This window comes from Nocardia sp. NBC_01388, assembly GCF_045040085.1.
Lineage (GTDB): Bacteria > Actinomycetota > Actinomycetes > Mycobacteriales > Mycobacteriaceae > Nocardia.
Window position 1 is genome coordinate 1,864,103 of record NZ_CP109553.1, and the last position, 23,602, is coordinate 1,887,704.

Genomic DNA, 23,602 nt, shown 5'->3' on the forward strand with positions numbered 1-23,602 from the left:
GGCTCGGAAGGTGGCCGGCTCCGCTACTTGGCAACCACCGTCCCGATCGCCCCGCACCCGGCGCCGACCACCGCACCGTGCGAGGGCACGATCTGCACCAACCCGAATCACGGTTGCCGGCACCGATCTGCGGGACAACGGCGGCAGCGTCATGCCCAACCCGAACGGCGACGGCTCCACGGTTGCGTGCGAAGGCACGATCTGCACGAACCCGAACAACGGCGCGGGTAACTGATTCACCGCCTTGAACCCGCACTGCGCGTCCGAGAACCGGGCTCGCAGTGCGGCTTTCAGAATCAGGTTGTCGCAGCGCGAGATGAATTCGCGCTTGGGTCCGCGCACCACGCCGTGCGCAGCGCCCGGCGGCCGCTGGACCGTCTCGCTACCGGAGCTCGGCCCGAGTAGCCTCGCTGACAAGGTGATTGGAGTCGATCGGAATGCGGTTGGTGATCTTGGGGCCCAATGGTTCCGGCAAAGGCACGCAGGCGAAGATGCTGAAGCGGGAACTCGGGGTGCCGCACATCTCGACCGGCGAATTGTTCCGCGCCGCCATGCGGGACGGGACGCCGGTCGGTCTGCGGGCCGCGGCCATGGTGGCGGCCGGTGAGCTGGTGCCCGATGACCTGGTCCTGCGGATACTCGGCGAACGTCTGGCCGAATCCGATGCGGCCGGGGGCTATATCCTCGACGGCTATCCGCGTACCGGCGCGCAGGCGGCGGCGCTGGACGAACTGCTGGCCGACGCCGACCGCGCCGTCGACTCCGTCATCGAACTCGCCGTGCCCGACGCGGTGATCATCGAGCGCTGCGAAATCCGTTTCGCCGCCCAGCACCGCAGTGATGACGACCCCGCCGTGGTCCGCGAGCGATTGGCCCTGTACCGCAGCCACATTCCCGCGATCACCGGGCACTACGCCGACCGCGGCATCATGACCACGATCGACGGCATCGGAGACGCCACGGCGGTCCTGCACCGCATCCTCGCGGCGCTGCCCGCTGATCCGGGTTTCGCTGCACCGCACGGCTGACCACCGTGCGCGCCGGTGATATCGCCCAGAATGCCGGGTCGCATGGCTGTGACATGTCCGGTGGAAATCGAGATCGGGGTGGGGGCTCGGAGTGGGCTCCTACTGTCGGGTAATGAGGCACAGCGTCGAAGTCATGGCATCCGAGTATGTAGCGGATGCGCTGACCCACCGCGTCCTGGTCTGCTTCGAACGGCCGGACCGGCCACTGGTGCTGGAGTACGCCGCAACCTTTTCGGAGGCTTGGGAATTCGCGACTGCCGCAGCGCAGGTCGGTTTGACGGTCCGGGTGGATCGCAGGGTTCGAAAGGAATTGCGGCAGTTGCCGTGTCGTCGCCTCTGGCACTGAGCTGTCAGGCGGTCGGAGGCTCGGCCAGGGCCCCGGTGAGGAGTCGTTTGAGGACCTTGCCCGTTTCGCCGCGGGGGAGGGCGGGCAGGAAGACGATATCGCGGGGGACGCTGAAGCGGCTGAGGCGATGGCGGATATAGGTGCGGACCATATCCGGATCCAGGCCTGAGCCTTCACGTTTGACGATGTAGGCGGCCAGGCGCTGGCCGAATTCGTGATCGGGAACGCCGACCACGGCCACCTCGCTGATCTGCGGCAGATGGGCCAGGGCCTCCTCGACCGGGCGTGGGAAGACGTTCTCCCCGCCGGAGATGATCATCTCGTCGTCCCGCCCGGCGATGAACAGGCGGCCGGTGATATCGAGATATCCGAGATCGCCGGTGTCGAGCAGTCCGCCGGCCTCCTCGGGCGGCGGGCAGTTCACATAACCGTCGAAGAGCATATGGTTGCCGACGTAGATCCGGCCGATCGCGCCGATCGCGACGGGTTTGCGCTCTCGGTCCAGCACCGCGACCCGGGTGCCGAGCGGCGGCCGCCCGGCCGTGGTCGGGGATACCCGCAGATCCTCCGGTGTGGCGATGGTGGCCCAGGAGACCTCGGTGGACCCGTAGGTGTTGTAGAGGATGTCACCGAAGGCGTCCAGGAAGCGCAGCACGGTCGTACCGGTCAGCGGCGCACCGCAGCTCGCGACCACACGCAGGCTCGAGGTGTCGTAGCGGGCGCGCACCGCGACGGGCAGATCGAGAATGCGCTGCACCATGGTCGGCACCACGATGAGGGAACTCACCCGGTGCTCGGCGATCAGCCGCAGGCAGTCCTCGGCGTCGAATCGTTCGGGCAGGACGACGGTGGCGCGCAGCGCGGTGCTCAATTGCAGCGCCGCCAGCCCCCAGGTGTGGAACAGCGGTGCGGGAATGAGCATGGTCTCGTTCATGCGCAGGGGGATTCGTGACAGCAGCGCGGCGATGGTGGCGAATCCCCGGGCATGCGGCCGCCGGGCGCCCTTCGGGGTGCCGCTGGTCCCGGAGGTGAGAACGATCAGCCGCCCCTTCTGGGCGGGTGCGCGGAACCTGTTGTGGCCCTGTGCTATCAGATCGTCCGTCGTGGTGTGCCCGTGCGCCGGTGAATCGGTCCGGTAGCGGTGGATATCGGCGTGCAGATAGTCGACGAGCGGTTCGAGATCGCCGTCCACGAACAGTGTCGTGAGCCGGTGCCGCTGCACAATGTCCTCGATCCGCCGTGCCGACAGCCCGGCATTCAGCAGAATGACATCGACGCCGAGTTTGCCTGCGGCGACCATGGTTTCGATCATCCCGGCGTGATTGCGCGCGAGCAGGCCCACCGCGTCACCGGGTCCGAGTCCGAGGGTCGCCATCGCGCCCGCCAGTGCCCGGCTGCGCTCATGCATCTCCCGGAAGGTCCGGGACCCGTGCCCATCGATCACGGCGATCCGGTCGGGTGCGTATCCGGCCGCCGCCGCATACCCGCCGGCCAGATTGAATCCCCATCTGGCCAGGCCGCCGATCTGTTTCACCGCGCGCACCGGCCGCAGCGGGCGCACCACGCCGGTCGCCACGATCTGCCCGGCCACCTGGGCGCGCCGCCGCAGCGGACGGTCCTCGCCATTGACTACGACCGAAGTCTGCGCACCGGAGATCAATTCGAGCAGCCGCGCGAATCCGGCCTCGGTCCACTCGATTACCTCGGCGTTCGACAGTGCCGCCACCGCGGGATGAATGCGGCCGACGCCGAAGAAGGAGATATTGAGGCGGGTCAGTTCCTCCCGCCTGCGCAGCCGCACGCTCACCAGGGCGCCGGTCTCGGTGCACCGCAGTTGCATGCCGCCGTGCCGATCGGGGTGGAAGGTGGCCCTGCGGGTGTGCACCCCTGAGGTTATGGTGCCGATACGGATCAACCAGGACAGCCCCGCACCGAGGGTGTCCACCTGCTCGCAGGCGCCCACACCCGCGAAGATTCTCGGATACAACTGCGGATCGATCAGCAGACCGCGGATCACTTCCGGTGCGACCGGCAAATCCACTGTCGTATCGAAGATTTCGGTAACCAATGTGTTTGCCGTTCTGACAACTGCCGATATGAAGATCGGGACCGTGGCGGCCGCGTGCTTCGGCACGACGGGATACGACATCGGATCCGAATCTGCACGCTAACAGCGCAATTCGGTCACCAGGGCGAATCCTGGGCAAGTTTGTGGTGAATACCAGTGCCGATGCGGTTGAGCTGGTCGGTTCTCCAGAGACTTCCGATCGGGCTGCGGCGCGGCAATTTCCGGGCCTAGGTTCGCCCGCATGGTTCGCGTGACCGTATTGCTGCTCACCGCTGTGCTGTTCGGCATGAGCGGATCCGCCGCGGCCGAACCGCCGCCCGGGACCGGCATTCCGAGATCGGTGCGAGCCATGTCCGCCGGCCGTCCCGCCTCCGACGGTGCGCGGCTCGTCGTCGCGGCACCGGGACCGGGCCGGATCCTCGACCTGAGTGTGTACTCGGCGGCAATGGATCGCCTCATTCCGGTGGAAGTGCTGCCCGCTCCGGATGATTCACGTCCCGCACCCACGCTCTATCTTCTCAACGGTGTGGACGGCGGCACCGATACCGGGCGGTGGAGCGACGGCGGCAATTGGCTGACCAAGACCGATATCGAGGACTTCTTCGCCGACAAACAGGTCACCGTGGTGATCCCGATCGGTGGCGCGGGCAGTTTCTTCGCCGACTGGCGGGCCGACGATCCGGTCCTGGGCAGACAGCGCTGGAGCACCTTCCTCACCCAGGAACTGCCGCCCATCATGGACACCGCCTTCGGCGGCAGCGGCCGGAACGCACTGGCGGGCCCGTCCATGGCGAGCTCGGCGGTATTCCGATTGGCGCTGGCCGCACCGGGCCGCTACCGCGCGATCGGCTCCTACAGCGGCTGCGTACGCACCGGCGATGCGGCGGGCCAGCTCATGGTGGATGCCATTGTGGCGTCCCAGCGCGGAGATCCGCGCAATCTGTGGGGGCCGCCCGCCGATCCCGCCTGGTCCGCGAACGATCCGTATCTGCACGCCGCCGGGCTGCGCGGTACGGCGATCTACGTCTCCTCGGGCACCGGCGCGCCGGGTCCGCTCGATTCGCTGGCCGGTCCCGGTATCGACGGCAGTCCGGTGAAGCTGGCCGATCAGCTCGTCATCGGCGGCATTCTCGACGCCGTCACCGCGGTGTGCACCGGGCAGCTGCGGGATCGCCTCCGGGGCTTGGACATTCCCGCGACCTTCGATCTGCGGCCGAGCGGTACCCACTCCTGGGGTTACTGGCAGGAGGATCTGCACAATTCCTGGCCGATGTTCGCCGCCGCGCTCGGTCAGTGACCGGCGGCCTCGAGGAACACCGACTTCATTACGGCCACATAGCGATCCACTGATTCGTGCGCCACCGGCGTATCGGGATAGATCACGCTCAGCGATGTCCCCGCGGGCAGCCGGTTGATCCAGATGAGGACCTCCTCGCTGGCCGCGCGATTGGCGTATACGCCGCCGCGCAGTTCGTCGTAGAGCTCGCTGCCGGCGAATTCGCGGGCGTCCACATACGAGATCATCGGCGTCACCCAGCCGGGCGGCACCGCGATCCCGGTGTGGTCCGCCGCGAGTTCCAGTACCCGATGGAACGACACCGAGGTCAGCCGCAGACCGCTCTCGTAGGCCCGCTGTGCACGGGTGACCGTGCGGGCGAACGCCGCGTTCGCGGCGACGGGGAACGCGACGGGGACCAGCGTCACGTACCACCCGACCGAGGCCATTTCCGCCACGGATCCGCGCGTGCTGATGGGGGTCATGCCGAAGTAGTAGTCACCGCCGGTGAGTTCACGCTCGGTGAGCGCGGCCACCGCAAAAATGCCTCCGGCGAATTCCGCGCCGCCCGCCTGGCAGGCCTGTTCGAAGCGCTGCGCCTCCTCCTCGTCGAACAGGGCGGCGGTGCGGTGTGCGCTGCGGTTGTAGCCGTCCAGCCGTTTCCCCAGAGCCAAAGGGAACGAGGGCAATTCGCCGTCATTGCCGCGCACGAGTTCCAGCCACTTCCGCACGCCCGGCGTCGCGGCCGTCAGCCGGTCCGAATGTTCCCGCTCGCGGGCGCAGTAGTCGAGGAAACTGGCCGGCTGTACCGGTAGTTCGATATCCGCACCGGTCTCGCGGGCGTACAGCTGCGCCAGATCGAAGCACGAGATGTATTGCGCGACACCGTCGGTATGCAGGTGATCGACCGCAAGATACAGCGTTGTCGACCCGCTGTGCTCGATCGCCCCGAAGGTGAAGCAGTCCCATTGGAACGGGCCGGGAGTCGTCTTCTGAATGTGCTGGCGAATGGCCTCGGCATTGTCGATTTCGCCATTGTCCACCGGAACGAATTCGACGGCCTCCGCCGGAACCAGATGCCGCACCACCGCGCCGGAGGCCGAGATGTCGAACCAGGTCCGAAAGGTGTCGTGCCGCAGCAGGAAAGCATTGATCGCCCGCGTCATGGCCTCCCGGTCGAGGAGTTCGGGGACCTCGGCGGTCACCAGGCACAGTCCGGAGTACCGGAAGTCGGCTGCCGCATTGCGGTCCGCGGCGCGCAGATACTGCTCCTGCTGATGGGACGGCGGCGCCGGATGAACAGGGGCCTGCGCCGCCCGCGCGATCGATTCCGGTGCCGCCACCCAGCTCAGCAGCCGCCCCGGAGCAGGCTCCCACTCGTCGATCAACCCGAAACTCACCACGGTGCCACCGCTTTTCGTTCCGGCAGCGCGAGGGCCAGCGCCCCCAGACACAGGGCTACCACCGCGATTGCCGCGAACACGGTGACGCTGCCGGCCAATGTGTGTACGCGGAAGAAGACGGCGCTGAGCACCGCGAGTCCCAGTCCGTTGCCGATCTGCTCGATGGTCGGCAGCAGTCCCGAGGCGGCGTCCATCTGCTGCTGATCCAGCCTCGACAGCATGAGCGGTGGCAGCTGGACGCCGAACAATCCGACGCCCAACCCGGACAAGAAGATCGGACCCACCGCCAAGGGGAGGGAAATGACGCCGGCGCACACGTGCAGATAACCGGCCCCGATCGCGACACACACGCCGTACGCGGTGATTCCGGCGGCGAGCGTTCGAACTCCCCACCGCCGCAGCAGTATCGGCGAAACGAGCGCACCCGCGCCCGCACCCAGTGCGAACGGCGTCATCATCAGACCGGTGCGCCACGGTGAGAACCGCAGCTCGTCCTGCAGCGTGATCGATACGGCGAAGACGAAAGCCGTGAACAGGCCGAAGAATACGGTGATCAGCACCGAGCCGATGGCGAAACCGCGATCGGCGAACAGATCGAATCGCAGCAGCGGATTGCCGCCCTGCCGGGCCTTCCCGCGCTGCTGGGCGAAGAACACCGCCGCCCACAGCAGCGCCGCCACGAGCATGACGACCGTGCCCGCGCGCCAGCCGTTCTGCTGGGCGTCGGCGAGCGCGGCGAGCAACCCGAACAGCGCCACACTCGACAGCACCGCCCCGCCCGGATCGAGTCGGGTCCGCGTCGGCGGGCGGCCGAGTCGCAGATAGCGCAGTGCCAGCACGAATGCGAGTACGCCGAGGGGCAGGTTGAGCAGGAACACCGAATGCCAGCCCAGCCCCCAGGGATTCAGGGTCAGCAGCGCTCCGCCCAGAATCGGCCCGAGCATGCCGGCGAATCCGGCGGTCGCGCCGTACAGCGCGAACACCTGCCCGTGCCGGTCGCGCGGGAAGGTGGCCGTCAGGATGGCGATGGTCTGTGCCGCCATGCCCGCGCCCGCCATGCCCTGCACCACCCGTGCGGCGATGAGTTCGCCTGCGCTGCCGGAGATTCCGCACCACACCGAGGCGCCGGTGAATGCCGCCACCGAGACCAGGAACACCGCGCGCCGACCGGCCAGTTCACCGATGCGGGCCGCGGTCAGCAGTGTGCAGGCGAAGGCCAGCGAATACGCCGACACCACCAGCAATTGCGCCTGCCGGGACGCGCCCAGGTCCGCGGTCAGGCTCGGCAGCGCGGTGTTCACGATGGTCACGTCGATCATCTGCATGAAGACCGCGATCAGGCAGCCGCCGAAGGCGATCCACGCGCCCGCCGCATCATCCGCCCGTTCCTCCGGCGGGCGCGCGGCGGTCTCGGTCACCGCCGCGCCCCGATCGGCTCGCCGGCGGCGAGAATCAGTTCGGCCACCTTCGGCCCGGCCTGCTGCAGGCTGAACGACCGCCCCATCTGCAATGCCATCAGCTCGATGCCGAGCTGCTTGCCCACCCGGGCCCCGAATTCGACGGCCATGAGCGAATCGAGGCCGAGTTCGGGCACCGGAACCGTCAGATCGATCGACTCCGGCGCCACGCCCATCACCACCGCCAGCTGATCGGCGAGCATGCGCGCCACGGCCTGCCCGCGCTTGCCCTCCTCGAGGGCATGGAGTTCGGACTTCAATTGGGCCAGTGCCGAATTGTCCTGCACCGAGGACGCCACCAGCGCGGCCAGCCGTCCGGTCCGGGCCATCTGCGGGAAGGCGGCGGTGAGCTTGCCCCAATCGGTGGGAATGATCGCCGCCCGGGTCACCCCCAGTCGCAGCGACTGCTCCAGATACGCGGTGCCGTCCGCCATATCGATCGGTGCGAAGCCGACCAGGTCGAGATATTTCGACACCTTGTCCTCGGCCGCCATACCGCCGGTCGCCCCGGACATATGACCCCAGCCGATGCACATCGCCGGTATGCCCGCACGGGCCCACCGCTCGGCCAGCGCCTCCACCGCCACATTGGCCGCGCAGTAGTTGTACTGGCCGAAGATGCCGAACATGGAGCCGCCGGAGGAGTACAGCACGAACATGTCCAGTGCGATGCCCGCCTCGGTCACCGCCTGATGCAGGGCCCGTGCCCCGTGCACCTTCGGCCGGTATACTCGAGTCAACTGATCGAGGTCCATTGCCGCAATCCTGTTGTCCGACACCGCACCTGCGGTGTGGAAGATGCCCCGCAGCGGATACTCGGCGGTGTGCGCACGGGCGACGACCGCCGCGACCGCGTCGGTATCGGTGACGTCCGCCAATTCCTCGGCGACCCGCACACCCAGTGCCCGCCAGGCCGCGATCTGCTGGCGGGCGGCCGCGGTGGCGGCGCCGCTGCGCCCCACCAGGACCAGCCGCTGCGCGCCCTTGCTGACCAGCCAGCGTCCGGTGGCCAGGCCGAAACCACCGAAGCCGCCGGTAATGAGATATGTTGCCGCGGCGCCGATCTCGACCTCCGGCAGCAGTGGCCGCACCGGCGGGGCGGGCGAATCCATCCGCAGGGCCACGCGCGCCGACCGCGTGGAACGGATGACCTCGTCGAAAGCCTGTGCCACCTCGTGGGTTTCGAACAGCTCGTACGGCAGGGCCTGGTAGACGCCGGTCTCCATCTTGTCGTAGACCCGGCGCAGCAGCTCCGCCAGCTGCAGCGGGCGCACAGCGCACATGCGATCCAGATCGACGGAGAAGTAGCTCAGATTCTTGTCGAAATTGGCCAGTTCCAGCAGTCCGCCGGTGTAGATGTCGGCCTTGCCGATCTCGACTATGCGGCCGAATTCGGCCACGGCCTTGAAATTCTGCCGCAGCATCTCACCGGGTGCGGTGCTGAGCACCACCTCGGCGCCCGCGCCGTCGGTGAGCGCGAGGACATCGTCGGCGAAGTTCAGCGAGCGCGAGGGGAGGGCATGATCCGCACCGAGGGCGAGGATATGGGCCCGCCGCTCATCGGTGCTCGCCGTACCGATAATGCGCGCCCCCAGTGCCTTCGCGACCTGGATGGCGGCCGAGCCCACCCCGCCCGCCGCGCCGTGGATCAGCACCGTCTCGCCCTTCAGCAGCCGCGCCAGATCGTGCAGCGCGTACTCGGCGGTGCCGAATGAGGTGGTACTGGTGCATAATTCGGGCTGTGCACCGAGCGGCAGCCGGATCGCGAGGCGCTCGCTCACGACCCGGAACCGGCGCATCATGTCTTTGGCGGCGACAGCCACTTGATCCCCGGCAACCAGTCCCGTGACACCCGGGCCGACTCGCTCGACGGTGCCCACGCCCTCCATACCCGGCTTGGTGCCGAAAAATGTTGCGGCCAGCTCCCTTTCCCCGAGGATGCCCATCACCTTGAGTGGATCCTTGTAGTTGAGCCCGATCACCCGCATGCGCACCTCGACCTCGCCGGGCCCCGGATCCGGGCGCGGACAGCCGCGCCAGGCCAGTGCCGACAACAGCCGCGACCTCGGCACCTCCAGCCCGAACGCGGCCTCCGGATCATTCAGTGGTGCAGCGGTATCCAGGGCGTCGACGCGCTGCTGCAGTGGGCGAGTCACGACGGGAGCCCAGCGTTTTCCGGCGCGCAGGATGACCTCGTCGGAGTCGTCGAGTGTGAACGCGCCCGGAACCGACAGCTCGGTGATCAAATCGATGAGCGGAATGCCGGGCTCGGTATCGATCAGCCGCCAGCGCAGCCGCAGCTGCTCGTTGAGCAGAACCCGCCGCGCCCCGGCGAGCGCGGCATGTGCCGAATTCGGCGGCACCGGGCTGGCAGGCAGTGCGAACGCGCTCTCGGTGACCAGGGTGGCGTAGCACGGGCCTTCCCCGGCGGACAGCGCCTCGCCGGTGTCGTGCGTGGCGGCGAATTCCTCGACGGTGACGGCGATTCGCTTGAGCGTCCAGAGCGCCGCGACATCGTCGGGCACCACGCCTGCCACCACGGCGACGTGCACCTGCCGCACCCCGGGTTCCGCGGCAGCGGCTGTCAATTGCGCGGTGAGGTCGGCCTCGAGGGTCTCGTCCTCGGGTTCGGCGGGCAGATATCGGGAGTGGAGCAGGACCGAGGCCAGCCGCTCGGCGCGCGGCGGCCGCCCCAGGCCCACCACGATGGTGCAGGTCGTCTCGGCGGTGCGCAGGGCGCTCGGATCGATCCGGTCGCGCTGCTCCATGGTGTCGGCGTAGAAGAAGTCGACCATCCGATGCAGCGGGCCGGCCCCGGGGCTGAGCGCACCGATGCGCACGCCGACCAGTTGCAGGCACAGGTTCCGGTCGGCATCCAGCAGATCCACGTGGGCGCGCAGCGCGGACGACCGGTCGCGGCGGGTGACCACGGTGACCTGTTCCGGCAGTGGGCCGTACAGCCGGACCTCGTCCACGCCGACCGGCACCATGGCCCCCTCGCCGAGACTCGCATCGGCGAACAGCAGCGCCACGGTCTGCATGGCCGCATCGACCACCGCCGGGTGCACGAGATGTCCCGAGCCGGCGGCGATCGCGCCGTCGACGGTGGCCACCACCGCATCGGCGCTGGCCCGCACGGAGGTCACCCGCCGGAACGCCGGGCCGTACTGCAGGCCGCGGGCTGCCAGTGCGGCATAGAACAGCTCTGGATCGAGCTCCACCTCGGAATCGATATGGGGTGGTTCGATTTTCGATGATTCGTAGCTCCCGGTGAGCACGCGCCCGGTCGCGTTCACGGTCCACACCGAACCGGTCGCAGTGCGGGATCGAATCAGGAATCGGCCGCTGGAATCCTCGATGCTGGTCTCCAGCAGCGGCACATCCGGTCCAGCCATGATCAGCGGCGCGACGAAGCGAACATTGTCCAAGGCGACCCGGGTGCCACCCAGCCTGCTCGCGGCCGCGCTGAGCGCCGCATCCACATAGGCTGCGCCGGGCAAGATCCGGGTACCCGCGACCACATGGTCGGCGACCCACGGCAGATTCTCCGATCCGATCTGCAGCAGCCAGCCGGACCTGCCCTCCAGATCCGGATCGCCGAGCATGACGTGACCGCCGGGGGTGCCCATCCGCATCTGCTCGAAAAGCGGAAGCGCGGAATGCAATCGGGTGCGCTGCCACGGATAGCGGGGGAGTGGAATATGCGGCGTGGGCGGCCGATCCGCGGGGAACAGGACCGTGGTGTCGAGGACACCGGCGCCGTAGAGACCGATCAGGGTCTGCCGCAGACTCACCGAATCCGGTTGCTTGCGATCGAGAGTCGCCGCGGTGACTCCGGTATCGCCGGCGCCGAGCAGCAGTTCCCGGATATTGCCCGACAGCACCGGATGCGGGCCGACCTCCAGGAACACCTGACTGCCGGCGGCGACGAGGGCGCTGATCGCGGCCGAAAACCGCACCGGCTGGCGCACATTGGCGCACCAGTACTCGGCGTCCCAGCTCGCGCCGGTCACCATTTCGCCGGTCACGGTCGAGTAGAGCGGCAATACCGGACGGCGGACTGTCAGCCGCGCCAGGCCGGTGCGCAGTTCCTCGAGTATCGGGTCCATCAATCGGCTGTGATAGGGCACCTCCACGCGCAGGCGGCGGGCGAAAATGCCGTCGTCGGTGAGTTGTTCGGCAATCTCGTCGAGCCGGTCCACGTCACCGGAGAGGGTGAGCGATCCGGCACTGTTGATTGCCGCGATATCCACGCGCGGATCGTCGTCGACAAGTGCGTGCGCCTGTTCCGCCGTGAGCCCGACCGCGAGCATGCCGCCGGATCCGGCCGTGGTGGCCTGCAATCTGGCACGGTGGTACGCGACCGTCACGGCGTCCTCGAGCGAAAGTACGCCCGCCACATAGGCCGCCGACACCTCGCCGACACTGTGCCCCACAATGGCGGCGGGCGCGATGCCGAACTCCGCCAGTGCGGCCACCAGCGCCACCTGGACGAGGAAGTTGGCGGGCTGCGCGACTTCGGTGGCGCTCATTCGCGACTGTGCCTCCGGCCGCATCAGCTCCTCGATGATCGACCAGCCGGACACCGCCCGGAACGCCGTATCGACCTGTCGCGCCGTGGCCGCGAATACGCCTTCGGCACACAGGAGTTCGCGTGCCATGCCCCACCACTGCGGACCCATCCCGGAGAAGACGAACACCGGCTCGGCGACGCGATGCGCGACGGTGCGCACCGCGTCCCGGCCGTCACCCGCGCCGTAGCGGCGCAGATCCCGCACCAGGTCGTCCCCGACGAGCACCCCGGTGCGGAAGGAATGATGCGCCATCCGCGTCCACGCCGCCTCCGCGAGGTGACCGGGATCGGCGCCGCCGGCCAGCAGATCGGCGAAGCGGCCCGCCAGCTCGCGTACCGCCGCCGGACTGCGGCCGGAGATCGGCAGCACCCCGAAGTGCCGGGGCGCGATCGGAGTTGTGGACGCCTCGGCCGGGAACTCCTGCATGATCACGTGCGCATTGGTGCCGCCGTAGCCGAATCCGTTGACAGCGAACGTCATTCGCTCGACCTCCGGGCCGACCCGCTCGGGGTCGAGCTGGACGTGCAGATTCAGATACGCGAAGGGGATATCCGGATGGGCGGTCTCGAACCAGCCCTGTGGCGGTATGGTCCGATGCCGCAGCGCGAGTGCGGATTTGATGATGCTCGCGACACCGGAGGCGGCCTCGGTATGGCCGAGTGTGGCCTTGAGCGAACCGACGCCGAGCGTGCTGGTCCGGCCCGGGGCCACACCGTAGACGCTGCCCAGCGCCCGCAGCTCGATCGGGTCGCCGACCGGTGTCCCGGTGCCGTGCGCTTCCACGTAGGTGATGTCCTCCGGCGCCAATCCCGCACGGGCGCAGACGGTTCGGGCCAGCGCCTCCTGCGAGGTGGCATTGGGCACCGTAATAGCGGTGGTGCGCCCGTCCTGGTTGGTGCCGGTCGCCTTGATCACCGCGTAGATGCGGTCGTCGTCGCGCACCGCATCGCTCAGCCGCTTGAGCACGACCATGCCGCCGCCCTCACCGCGCCCGTACCCGTCACCGGCGGCATCGAAGGATTTGCAGCGGCCGTCCGCGGCCAGGAATCCGCCCTTGCACATCATGACGAACGTCTCCGGCTGGAGCATGACGTTCACCCCGCCCGCCAGCGCGACCGTGCAATCACCGCGTTCGAGGGACTGACACGCCAGATCCACGGCGACCAGTGAGGACGAGCACGCCGTATCCACCGTGAGCGCAGGGCCGGTCAGATTGAGTGCGTACGCGATTCGATTCGACAGCATGGTGTAGGACGCGCTCGCGGCCGTATGCATATCGACATGCGGCAGCGCGGGCCCGACCACACCGACCACCGACTGGTCCACCACGAACCCGCCGACGTACACCCCGACCGCCGCGCCCGAGGCATGCCCGGCCACACCCGCATCGTCGAGCGCCTCCCAGGTGACCTCCAGCAGTAATCGCTGCTGCGGATCGAGTCCGATCGCCTCGCGCCGGGAGATGCCGAAGAAATCGGGATCGAACTCCCACGGATCATTGGTCAGGAACGCCCCGCGCTTGGTGTAACTGCGCGCCGGCGTGCGCCGGTCCGGGTCGTACCAGCGGCGGTAATCCCAGCGGCTTGCCGGAATATCGACGACCGCGTCCCGCTTGTCGATGACGAATTCCCAGAAACTCTCCGGTGAATCGATTCCGCCGGCATAACGGCAGCCGATACCGACGACGGCGATATCCGACATACGTTTCCTCCAGAATGTGTGACACCGCCGTTCACCCGAGGGGACAGCGGAAGAATCGCCCAGCTGTGCACGGTTTCGCTCATCCGATGCGCCGGTGCAGGGTTGTGGGCCGATAGTACGTGCGCTGCCAGGGATTTCGGCCGCCGGAATTCGAACGTTGATCCAGGGCACAAACCTTGGCGACCGCGACTGTGAGCGGCCACGAATCGCCTGTCGTGGAATTCATCCGGCCGTGATCGGCCGTAGCATCGGCACGCGATTCGAACGACGCTGGGAGTGGCCATTGTTCATCGCTTTCGCACGCTGGGGAGAATTCGTGGTCCGGCGGCGTTTTCTGGTGCTCGGCGTCATGGTCGCCGGGTTGCTCGCGCTCGGTGGGTACGGCCTCGGATTACCGGACCACCTGAGCTCGGGCGGCTGGGACGATCCGGGGTCGGAATCGGTGCGTGCGATGAGTCTGCGGGAGCGGGCCTTCGGGCGTGATCACACCGGCGATGTGATTCTGCTGTTCCACGCCCCCGCCGGTAGAACGGTTGATGATCCGGAATTCTCGCGGACGGTCACGGGCTATCTGAACAGCCTGCCGCAGGGCCATCCCGACGAGATCGCCAAGATCAATGGTGCCTACTGGCCCACCGAAACCGGTGTGGCGCAACGGTCTATCTTCGGCACGGCCGACCGGGATGCTGCCTTCGCCTCCGTCGCGATCGCGGGCGACGATGACACCACGCTCATTCGCAATTTCCACAGGGTGACCGACGCCTTCCGGCTGCCGGGGGTCGATATGGAGGTGGCCGGCGGGCAGGCCGTCGGTGCGGCACTGACGGACACCATGACCGAGGACCAGCGGCGGATGGAATTGCTTGCCATCCCGGCGGTGGCGGTGCTGCTGTTCTTCCTGTTCGGCGGGGTCGTGGCTGCGGCACTACCGTTGTTCGCGGGCGGCCTGACCGTACTCGCGGCCTGGGGCGTGCTGCGTGTGATCACCTCGACTGTCGCGGTGAATTCCTTTGCTTCCCCTGTTGTTTCGATGATCGGGCTGGGACTTGCGGTGGACTACGGATTGTTCATCGTGAGTCGCTTCCGCGAGGAGCTGGCGGCAGGATGCGAGGTGCGGGACGCGGTACGGCGTTCGGTGTCGACCGCCGGGCGCACCGTGGTGTTCTCCGCCGTCATCGTCGTTGTCGCCAGCAGCGGTGTCCTGTTGTTTCCGCAGAACTTCCTGCGCTCGTTCGCCTACGGCGCGATGGTGACCGTCGCCCTGGCCGCGCTCACCGCGGTGACCGTGCTGCCGGCGCTGCTGAGCGTCCTCGGTCGCCGAGTGGACCTGCTCGGGGTGCGCTGGTTCCGGGCGGCGGGGCCGCGCTCCGGGGTGTTCTGGCACCGCATCATTGGACTGGTCGTGAAACATCCACTCGCCGTGCTGATTCCGGTGTGCGCGGGCTTGCTGCTGCTCATCGCGCCGGTCGCGGATATCAGGTTCGGCGGCGTCAGCGAACTCTTCCTGCCGCCGCAGCATCCCACCCGGGTTGCCCAGCAGGATTTCGACGCACTGTTCCCACTGCGGCGTATCGATCCGGTGCAGTTGATCATTCGCACCGGCGATCCTCGTGCTGCCGGAACGGTGTGGGAGCAAGCGAATCACGCACCCGGCCTGGCAGGTCACTTCGGCGTGCCCCGGCGCAGCGGCACCCAGCCGGATGTCTTCGCCACCGACGCGCCGCTGCTCGATCCGCACAATGCGTCGGCCACCATCGACAGCTTGCGCTCGATCGCCGCGCCACCCGGTACGACGGTGCTGGTCGGGGGTTCACCGGCCGTTCAGCACGACAGTCTCCGGACTCTGACCGACCGCATGCCGTGGATGCTCCTGCTGGTGCTGTCGGCGACCACCGTGCTGATGTTCCTGGCGTTCGGCTCGCTGGTCCTGCCGCTGAAGGCGGCGGTGCTCAATCTGCTCGGTCTCGGTGCGACACTGGGGATTCTGACGTGGATCTTCGTCGACGGGTACGGCGCGCAGGCGCTGGGTTTCACACCGCAGCCGATCATGTCGCTCATCCTGGTGGTGGTCGTCGCCGTAATCTACGGCCTGTCAACCGATTACGAGGTCTTTCTGCTCTCGCGCATCGCCGAGGCTCGATCGGAGGGCGTGTCCACCACCGAGGCGGTGCGCATCGGCACCGTGCGCACCGGCCGGATCATCACCGCGGCCGCGGCGATCCTGCTGGTTGTGGTCGGCGCGTTCGCCTTCTCCGATCTGCTGATGATGCAGTACATCGCCTACGGCATGATCGCCGCGCTGTTCCTGGACGCGACCGTGCTGCGCATTCTGCTGGTGCCCGCGGCCATGACCTTGCTCGGTGAGTGGTGCTGGTGGGCGCCGAAGTGGCTGCGGCGCGGTTCCGAAAGCGATAGTAAAAGCTGAGTGGTTCTTGCCATCCGCCGCTGGCGGATAGGGCAGGAGTGGTGCATTCACCCCATTTTGCCCAGGCCATCACCATGATTCGCGGTCGGTCGGCGCTGGGATCGAAAGGGAGTAGAAGGTGAGCTGATCTTCACTTTAGAGTTCGAACTCCACCGTGAACGTGCGGTAGATCACCTCGGAAGGGAGTCGACGATGACAACCGACGAAGCGCTTCGAGCGGGCCTGACGGTTTCCGGTAAGCCGATGTCCGGCCCGCTGCAAGACGTCGGGACCGTATCTCAGCAGCTGGTAGGACATTTCATCGACAATGTGATCCCCTGCGGCACCCTGCCCGGTGATGTCATCTCCGGTGACGTCACCAGTGTCACCCGGGTCTGTCTGGAATTGGCCGTGAGCATGCTCGACGGTCAGGACATTCCGGCCAAGGCCGGACGGCTGTCGGAGGCCGCGGCCGGATGGTCGCGTGAGGGGGTGCCGATCGAGACGATCCTGCACTCCATTCACGAGGGCTTCAAATTCGGCATGGACCTCATCGCCACGGGCGCGACGGCCCAGGATTACACCAACCTGATGGACGGCGCCAAGCTCGTGGTGGAGCTGCTCGACACCATCAGCGCGACGGTTGCCCGCGCCTACGTGCGCGAACACAAGGCGGTCGTCAGCGAGCACCACAGCGCCGTGCACACCCTCACCTCCGCGCTGCTCGGCGGGCACCCCACCTCGACGATGGCCCGCGAATGCGGCATCGACATCGCCGCCGAGTATTGCGTACTGGCCCTGGACATTCCGGAACACCCGGATGAGCGCCACCCCATGCTCGACGGCAAGGTAGTCGCCCGCCGCAAACTGCGCCGCCTGCAAGCCGAACTGGCCACCCGCTGCGGCGAGACCGCACTCGCGCTCCTGAGCGTCGACGGCGGCACAATTCTCATTCCCACAACATCGCCGATCGCGGTCCGACTGGACGAACTCCTCGCCCACCTCTCGGCCGCAGCGCGAATCCCCGTAACCGCCGCAGTAGTAGTCGCACCCCCGGTCGAGGTCCCCTCAGCCGCCGACCGCGCACACGAACTACTGGATATGGTCCAACGCCTGGAATGCGTAGCCGGCCTGTACCGATTCGCCGATATGGCCCTGGAATACCAACTAACCCGCCCCGGCCCAGGCCGAGAATCCCTAGGCGCCCTCCTGGACCCCCTGGACGCCCACCCCGAACTCCTACACACCCTCCGCTGCCACATAAGCACCAACCTCAACCGCCAGCGCACCGCCCGCCAAATGCACATCCACACAAACACAGTCGACTACCGAATAAAACGCATCTGCCAACTAACGGGTTTCGACCCCACCGCCACCTCCGGCCTCTGGCAACTCCGCGCAGCCCTGATAGCCCGAACTTTCGGCGACCACACCCACACCCACCGAACCGCCTAACCAAACCGTCTAACCGAACCGCATCTTTGTCTTTGTCTTTTGTATTTGTTCTCGAGAACGGGACCACAGCCGGTCGACCCGGCTGGTACCGCAGATAGTTCTCCCAACCACGGAAGGTCAACCGGGTACGGCTCCCCACGTGCCCAGCACGGCCATCTCGGGCTTTGCCCGCACCCCCTTGCAGACCAACCCTGTCCGGGACGCAGGCAACCCAGGTGCACCGGCGGTTTCGGTATAGAAGCCGTCGGCCACCATGGGCGGAACGGCGGGTCTCTCAGCGGCGCAACGGTTATCAGGTCTATGCCGCGTAGGCACCTGCTGTGCGGTCGGAGAGAGGGCCTGTGTAGTGCTTGCTTCGGGGGGATTCGAGGCCGAGGTAGGCCGGTGCACCTGGGTTGCTTGCGTCGAGGGGCGGTGGTGGGTTTCTGGGTGCGGGCAGGGCCCGAGATGGCCGTGAATCGCCCCGGGTTTCGTGCGCACCCGGTTATCTGTCTCCGACCGGTTGTTCGGTCAGAGCGGCATAGTAGTCGGCTTCGTACTCGATCGGCGGTTTGCGGCCGAGCCGATGCATCAGCCGGGACTCGTTGAACCAGCTGACCCACTCATGGGTGAGTTGCTCGACATCAGCCAGGCGGTGCAGCGGACCGCGTCGGAACGGGGAATCGTCCCGGACTGCTTCGGTCTTATAGAGGCCGATCGTGGTCTCGGCGAGGGCATTGTCGAATGCGTCACCAACCGACCCGATCGACGGCCTGAGTCCGGAAAGCATCAGTGTCTCACCGAATTTCACCGACGTATACTGGCTTCCCGCATCGGAATGATGAATCGTATCGATCAGCGGATGACCTTCACGGGCCCGCAGCGCAGCCGCTTGCCGGATCGCCGATTCCACGAACGCCGTCTGTTTGCTGGTCGAGCATTCCCAGCCCAGGATCCGGCCCGCGTAAGCGTCGATGGCGAACCCCGCGTACACAAACGCACCACTCGCCAGCCGCACATAGGTGAAGTCGGCCACGATCAGCAGGTTCGGTGCCGGCACCCGGAACTGGCGATCCGCCGCCCGCGCCGCCGCCGGATCTGCCTCGGTGGTGCGGATCTTCTTGCGCCGCACCACACCTCGCCAGCCGTTGGCCCACATCAACCGCTCCACCGTGCACCGGGCGACCGGGATCCCTTGTCGTTGCAGGTGCGCCCACATCTTCGCCGCCCCGTACAGGCATTCCGGTTTGCGTCTACCGTTCTCGTCGGGCGCGTAGTAGCCGGCGAGGACCTCGGTGAGGGTGGTGTCCCACAATGCCCGTTTCGACGGCGCCCGCCGCGCCCAGGCATGGAAGGTGCGCGCCGAAATCTTCACCCCGCGCGAGGTCAACGCCCGGCACATCGCCACAATCGGGAACCGGGCCTTGTGCTCGGCGATGAACTCACACACTAACGGTGTCGCGGGTGCTTGTCCCGCGCGAAAAAAGACGTTGCCGCAGAAAGGATTTCGATCGTCTGCTCCAACTCGGCGATCTTCCGCTTCTGCTCACGGATGATCCTGGCCGACTCTGTCGAGGTCCCCTCGACCTCACCCCGATCGACCGCGGCTTGCCGGATCCACTTCCGCAGCGTCTCCGCTGTCATACCCAGCCGGGCCGACACCGCCGTGATCGCGGCCCACTCACTGTCGTAGTCGTCACGGTGATCGACGACCAGCCGGACAGCCTTGGCCTTGGTCGCTTCGTCGTACTTCGCTGGCATAACTTGCCCATCCTCTCAAGAAAGAGAGTGGGCACGAAACCCGGGGCGATTCACCGTGCTGGTGGCGTCGGGTAGGGGTACCCGGTTGACCTTCCGGGCCGAGGAGATACCTGCGGTACCAGCGGGGTCGACCGGCTGTGGTCCGGTTTCACAGACACAACACGAAAAGACAAGAGCGGAAAGACAAAGAGCGAAATACCAAGAACGCCTGGAATATAGGGATCGAAGAACACGAACCCGAAAACCCATGTCCGGCAACGACCTCTAGCACCGACAGGAACAACCTGCCGGTGACACCAGAGGCCGGGGGACCTATTGTCGTGCCGGGGGTGTGGAGGTCCGGCGGACCGAGCGGTCCCGAACCGGTTGCGGGCGCACCGGATTGCAGTAGTTGCGAGGGCCCATCGACGGCGGAGCCTCGGTCAACAACTCCCCCGGGTGATGCAGGTGATTGACCCGCGGCGTCCGCGACGGGTCCACATGCGCCGGAGCGATCCACGCCGTCCGACCCGGAAAATCCGAATCCGCACCCAGCTTGATGGTTTTCCACCCGCGTGGCCCGTCCTTGACCAGAGCGTGGCAGTGATCGCACGCCAAGGTCAGGTTCTCGATATCGGTCGGGCCGCCCTTGCTGAACTCGGTCACATGATGGGCCGCGGCCATACTCGCCGGAGCCGAGCACCCCGGGCGGGTGCAGCCGCGTTCGGTGGCGATCAACGCCAGCCGTTGTGCCGGGTTCGCCAACCGGATTTCCCCGATATGCAACGGCATCCCGTTCTTGTTCTTCACGAGCACGAACGTCTTGCAGTGGCGGGCCATCAACCGGAGGGCGTTCTCGACCGGGACCTGCCCACCGGTGGCGGTGGTGGCCACCCCCGCAGCGCGTTCGACATCCTCGATGCTCATGGTCATGATCGTGGAGACCGGCAACCCACGATGGGAACCGAGTTCGGCGGGGTTGAAGTCCGGGTGCAACACCGCCAGCAGGGCGTCATGCTGGCGTTGGGCCTTGCTGCGCTCATCACGGGCCGCGCACGCTTCCAGCACATCCCGCGGTACCGGGTTGTCCTCATCCTCAGCCCACGGGCTTTCCTTGTCCGCCGGGTTGCACATCCCCGGACGCGCCAGCTTCGCCATGACAGCATCGAACGCCGCACGGGCATCGGGGGTGAGTTCGACCGTGAGGGTGGACATGAGGTCGTAGCGTTGCGGGCTCAGAACCGCACTGCGCTGGTTCTGCCGGTCCGCGTCCTCGGTCAGCTTGCCGTCCGGGTCCAGGAAACCCAGGATCATCTCCCCGATCCTCGGCAAATGCGTCGGATCCAAGGCACGCGCCTGCAAGGCGAGCTGCTTCTCGGCGTACGCGCGGGCTTCGGGAGCGACCTTGCCGGGCAACCGATTCATCACCTGCCGAATGACCCGCACATGATCGAGCGAAATCGCACCCTCATCGAGGGCTTGCGCGACGCTCGGCAGCACCGGCACCATATCCGCGTCCGCGTTGTCACCGACGCGATGCCACACCGCGAGATCCTCCGCGGCACGCCACCGGTTGATCGCATCCCCATGCGAAATATGCAGCACCGATTGCAAATACAGAGCCGGACTACCCGAACCGTTGCGGGCAGGCAATGACCGGGCGCAGGCTTGCACGATCAGATCCCGTTGCACCGACGCCAACCGGCGAGTGCAGGTCTCGATCTGCTGCATCAACGCGACAATGTCGGTGTCCGGCAACGGAATCAACGACAGGTTGGTGAGGGATTCGACCGCAGCGACCAGTGCGGCTGCACCGGTCACGATTGCGGATTCTCCCCCTGATTCCATGCCTCTATTCTACTCCGGGAGAACAGACCTAGAAAGGTTAATTGTATTGTGATACAAGGATATTCAGATTCGGGAGGAGCCGTTCATCTATGGTTTAGGGCCGAAGTTCAGTAGGTTCCACAGCTCGTCGGGGGAGTAGGTGCTGGTGACTGATATGCCGGCCGCGGTGAAAGAGGCCAGGGCTCTGGGCATGTGGTAGCCCGAGGTGATCAGGATGGCGTTGGGGGTGCCGAGTTCGGTCATGAGCTGGGCGGAGTATTCGGCGTTTTCGACTGTGGAGCGGGCGGCGGGTTCGAGGTGGATGCGCTGCGGTGGGAGGCCGTGGGAGGTAAGCCAATTGGCCATGGCTTGGGCTTCGGTGATGCCGGATTGGGGGTTGCCGCCGGTGACTATGACCGGTGATGCCGCGGAGACGAACGCTTCGACGTAGCCTGCGCGCAATCGGTCGATCAGTTCCGGTCGCAGGGTGCCGTCGGGCTGCAGGCCGAAACCGAGGATGACGATTGCGGTGTCGGGGCCGTGCGGGACCGGCTGGTCGGCGTGGGCGGTCGGTGCGCTGAACGCGATGACGCCGAGTGCGAGGACGGCTGTCAGCGCCGCTTTCGACAAACGGGGGATGAGGCGGGGAAATGGAAAGTCGCGCACGGGAACTCCAGAAATTTCACGCGAATTGAGACCGGACGGACAGCCGGTGTCGTCGATGATTCGTCACCCGAATGCGACTGTGCGGAAGTAGTTCCCATATCCGGAAATGTCACTGCGCCGATCGTGCAGATTTGTGACGGCATTCCCGATGAATCATATTGTCGCACTTCATGAACAGCGTCCATCGGTTTCGTGAGATCTCCGAACCCCGTCGCAGTGCCTTCTGACGCCCTCCCACCGGGCTTAGCGTAAGCCCGGATTCGGTGCCGAAACTCCCACACGGCAGCGGAACACGAACGTACGTCGGGCTGCAGGAAGGCACGAAATGAAACGAAGTACCCGCCCAAGGGCAATACGAGCAGCGGTCATGACGGGGGTCTCGCTGCTGGCGGTCGGATTCGGTGGAACCAGCGCCGAGGCCGCACCCGACGCGGCGCCGACCGAACAGCAGCTGGGTGACTACATCGCGGCGGGACTGAAGCAGGCGGGACCGGTCGCCGGCGTCGGCACCGGATCGGCATGCACCTCCGGCAGTGGCGCGGGATCGGGCAACGGTTCCGGTGACTGCTTCGGCGGGTCCGGGTCCAGCTCCGGGCTGTCGGGCGGATACTCCTCCGACACACAGGGTTACGGCCCGGCCATGACGTCATGGACGGCGGCCTTCGGGTACGGCCTGGCCAACCCCGATGCCGCGCCCCCGGAAACCAACGACTGGAATTGCAAACCCAGCGCCGAACACCCGCGCCCGGTGGTGCTTGTGCACGGCACGTGGATGAACGCCTACAACGGTTTCGCGTTTATGAGCAAGCCGATCACCGACGCCGGATTCTGCACCTTCACCTTCAACTACGGCCGATCCAATATCGCCCAGGGCGGCGGACTCGGCTCGGTGCTCCCGGGCGTCATGGGCACCGGCTACATCCAGGATTCGGCAAAACAGCTGGCCACCTTCGTGGATCGGGTACTGGCCGCGACCGGCGCCCCGAAGGTCGACATCGTCGCGCACTCCCAGGGCGGTCCGATGGCCGGCTGGTACACCAAGTTCGAGGGCGGCGGCCCGAAGGTGCAGCACATGATCACCTACGGCGCCACCAATCACGGCACCTCGCTCGACGGCATCGGCGCATTGGGCCGGGCCGTCAACAACTTCGGCATCGATGTCCTCGGTTTCGTCGAGCTCTTCGTGGGCCACGCGGGAATCCAGCAGACCATCGGCTCGGATTTCGTCAACAAGCTCAATGCAGGCGGTGACACCGTGCCCGGCATCGATTACACCGTGGTCGGCACCCGCTACGACGAGGTCACCAACCCCTACGATCTGACCTTCCTCAAGGCCGGTCCGGGCGCGCACGTCGACAACATCCTGCTGCAGGACGGTTGCGAACAAGACGTGTCCGATCACCTGACGATCATGTACTCGCCGCGCGCGCTGTCGATCGCGCTGCGGGCACTGGACCCGGCGAAACATCCGGACCTGCAGTGCACCTTCAACCCCTGGGTCATCGGCGGCGGCGGATCGCTCTGACCCTCACAGCCGTACCGGCGCCGATGTCGTCCGACTCCCGATGTCGCCCGGTACTCTCCGCAGGCTCGCACCGGCTCTAGTGCGTCCGGACCCCCTTTCGGTGACACGTACGGGGTCCGAAGCCTGCGGGCGCGCCCACCGGGATCTGCCCTG

Annotated in this window: 13 protein-coding genes; 6 read left to right on the top strand and 7 right to left on the bottom strand. The window is 66.8% G+C overall.

What is annotated here, in order from left to right:
* Positions 1 to 437 precede the first annotated feature (437 nt).
* Both OG716_RS08660 and OG716_RS08665 read left to right on the top strand, forming a co-directional pair.
* Positions 438 to 1,028, top strand: a complete 591-nt coding sequence (locus OG716_RS08660; RefSeq protein ID WP_405137136.1) for an adenylate kinase — start codon at positions 438 to 440, stop codon at positions 1,026 to 1,028.
* 133 nt (positions 1,029 to 1,161) lie between these two features.
* Positions 1,162 to 1,374 (top strand): hypothetical protein, encoded by a 213-nt coding sequence (locus OG716_RS08665; protein ID WP_405137137.1) that lies wholly within the window; start codon positions 1,162 to 1,164, stop codon positions 1,372 to 1,374.
* A 4-nt stretch (positions 1,375 to 1,378) separates the two neighbouring features.
* Here the strand turns inward: OG716_RS08665 and OG716_RS08670 are convergent, their stop codons facing one another.
* Positions 1,379 to 3,415, bottom strand: coding sequence for an AMP-binding protein (locus OG716_RS08670; RefSeq protein ID WP_405137138.1), 2,037 nt, complete (start codon positions 3,413 to 3,415; stop codon positions 1,379 to 1,381).
* Between the two features lie 268 nt (positions 3,416 to 3,683).
* Here OG716_RS08670 and OG716_RS08675 point away from each other — a divergent pair, with 268 nt between their 5' ends.
* Entirely contained in the window at positions 3,684 to 4,739 is a 1,056-nt protein-coding gene (locus tag OG716_RS08675) for an alpha/beta hydrolase (RefSeq protein WP_405137139.1), read from the top strand.
* On the opposite strand, the gene OG716_RS08680 is transcribed toward OG716_RS08675, so the two are convergent.
* The 3 genes from OG716_RS08680 to OG716_RS08690 are packed head-to-tail and all read right to left on the bottom strand — an operon-like array spanning position 4,733 to position 13,853.
* On the bottom strand, positions 4,733 to 6,118 hold the full coding sequence (locus OG716_RS08680) for a condensation domain-containing protein (protein ID WP_405137140.1): 1,386 nt from the start codon (positions 6,116 to 6,118) through the stop codon (positions 4,733 to 4,735). The genes OG716_RS08675 and OG716_RS08680 overlap by 7 nt on opposite strands.
* Entirely contained in the window at positions 6,115 to 7,539 is a 1,425-nt protein-coding gene (locus tag OG716_RS08685) for an MFS transporter (protein WP_405137141.1), read from the bottom strand. Before OG716_RS08685 ends, OG716_RS08680 begins: the two co-directional genes overlap by 4 nt.
* A complete protein-coding gene (locus tag OG716_RS08690) occupies positions 7,536 to 13,853 on the bottom strand; it encodes an SDR family NAD(P)-dependent oxidoreductase (RefSeq protein ID WP_405137142.1) in 6,318 nt (2,105 codons plus the stop codon). Before OG716_RS08690 ends, OG716_RS08685 begins: the two co-directional genes overlap by 4 nt.
* A gap of 349 nt (positions 13,854 to 14,202) precedes the next feature.
* Here OG716_RS08690 and OG716_RS08695 point away from each other — a divergent pair, with 349 nt between their 5' ends.
* Together OG716_RS08695 and OG716_RS08700 are read left to right on the top strand one after the other, a co-directional pair.
* Positions 14,203 to 16,278, top strand: coding sequence for an MMPL family transporter (locus OG716_RS08695; RefSeq protein WP_405139593.1), 2,076 nt, complete (start codon positions 14,203 to 14,205; stop codon positions 16,276 to 16,278).
* Between the two features lie 192 nt (positions 16,279 to 16,470).
* Positions 16,471 to 17,712 carry a PucR family transcriptional regulator gene (locus OG716_RS08700; protein WP_405137143.1) on the top strand — a complete coding sequence of 414 codons (1,242 nt, stop codon included), beginning with the start codon at positions 16,471 to 16,473 and terminating at the stop codon, positions 17,710 to 17,712.
* A 484-nt stretch (positions 17,713 to 18,196) separates the two neighbouring features.
* Here the strand turns inward: OG716_RS08700 and OG716_RS08705 are convergent.
* From OG716_RS08705 to OG716_RS08715, 3 genes are all read right to left on the bottom strand, one after another.
* Positions 18,197 to 19,452, bottom strand: a protein-coding gene (locus OG716_RS08705) for an IS3 family transposase (protein ID WP_405137144.1) whose coding sequence is annotated in 2 segments (ribosomal slippage) — positions 18,197 to 19,173 and positions 19,173 to 19,452 — 1,257 coding nt in all. Because the reading frame shifts where the segments join, the coding sequence is not laid out codon by codon here.
* 312 nt (positions 19,453 to 19,764) lie between these two features.
* Positions 19,765 to 21,279 carry a DUF222 domain-containing protein gene (locus tag OG716_RS08710; protein ID WP_405137145.1) on the bottom strand — a complete coding sequence of 505 codons (1,515 nt, stop codon included), beginning with the start codon at positions 21,277 to 21,279 and terminating at the stop codon, positions 19,765 to 19,767.
* A gap of 87 nt (positions 21,280 to 21,366) precedes the next feature.
* Positions 21,367 to 21,924: a YdcF family protein gene (locus OG716_RS08715; RefSeq protein ID WP_405137146.1), complete on the bottom strand. Its 558-nt coding sequence runs from the start codon at positions 21,922 to 21,924 to the stop codon at positions 21,367 to 21,369.
* A gap of 367 nt (positions 21,925 to 22,291) precedes the next feature.
* On the opposite strand from OG716_RS08715, the gene OG716_RS08720 reads away from it, so the two are divergent.
* Positions 22,292 to 23,449, top strand: coding sequence for an esterase/lipase family protein (locus OG716_RS08720; RefSeq protein WP_405137147.1), 1,158 nt, complete (start codon positions 22,292 to 22,294; stop codon positions 23,447 to 23,449).
* The last annotated feature ends 153 nt before the right edge of the window (positions 23,450 to 23,602 follow it).

Excerpts from the sequence above, each read along its gene's own strand:
- OG716_RS08660 (WP_405137136.1), top strand. The coding sequence starts at position 438 with ATGCGGTTGGTGATCTTGGGGCCCAATGGTTCCGGCAAAGGCACGCAG.
- OG716_RS08665 (WP_405137137.1), top strand. The coding sequence starts at position 1,162 with ATGGCATCCGAGTATGTAGCGGATGCGCTGACCCACCGCGTCCTGGTC.
- OG716_RS08675 (WP_405137139.1), top strand. The coding sequence starts at position 3,684 with ATGGTTCGCGTGACCGTATTGCTGCTCACCGCTGTGCTGTTCGGCATG.
- OG716_RS08690 (WP_405137142.1), bottom strand. The coding sequence starts at position 13,853 with ATGTCGGATATCGCCGTCGTCGGTATCGGCTGCCGTTATGCCGGCGGA.
- OG716_RS08695 (WP_405139593.1), top strand. The coding sequence starts at position 14,203 with ATGGTCGCCGGGTTGCTCGCGCTCGGTGGGTACGGCCTCGGATTACCG.
- OG716_RS08700 (WP_405137143.1), top strand. The coding sequence starts at position 16,471 with ATGACAACCGACGAAGCGCTTCGAGCGGGCCTGACGGTTTCCGGTAAG.
- OG716_RS08710 (WP_405137145.1), bottom strand. The coding sequence starts at position 21,279 with ATGGAATCAGGGGGAGAATCCGCAATCGTGACCGGTGCAGCCGCACTG.
- OG716_RS08720 (WP_405137147.1), top strand. The coding sequence starts at position 22,292 with ATGACGGGGGTCTCGCTGCTGGCGGTCGGATTCGGTGGAACCAGCGCC.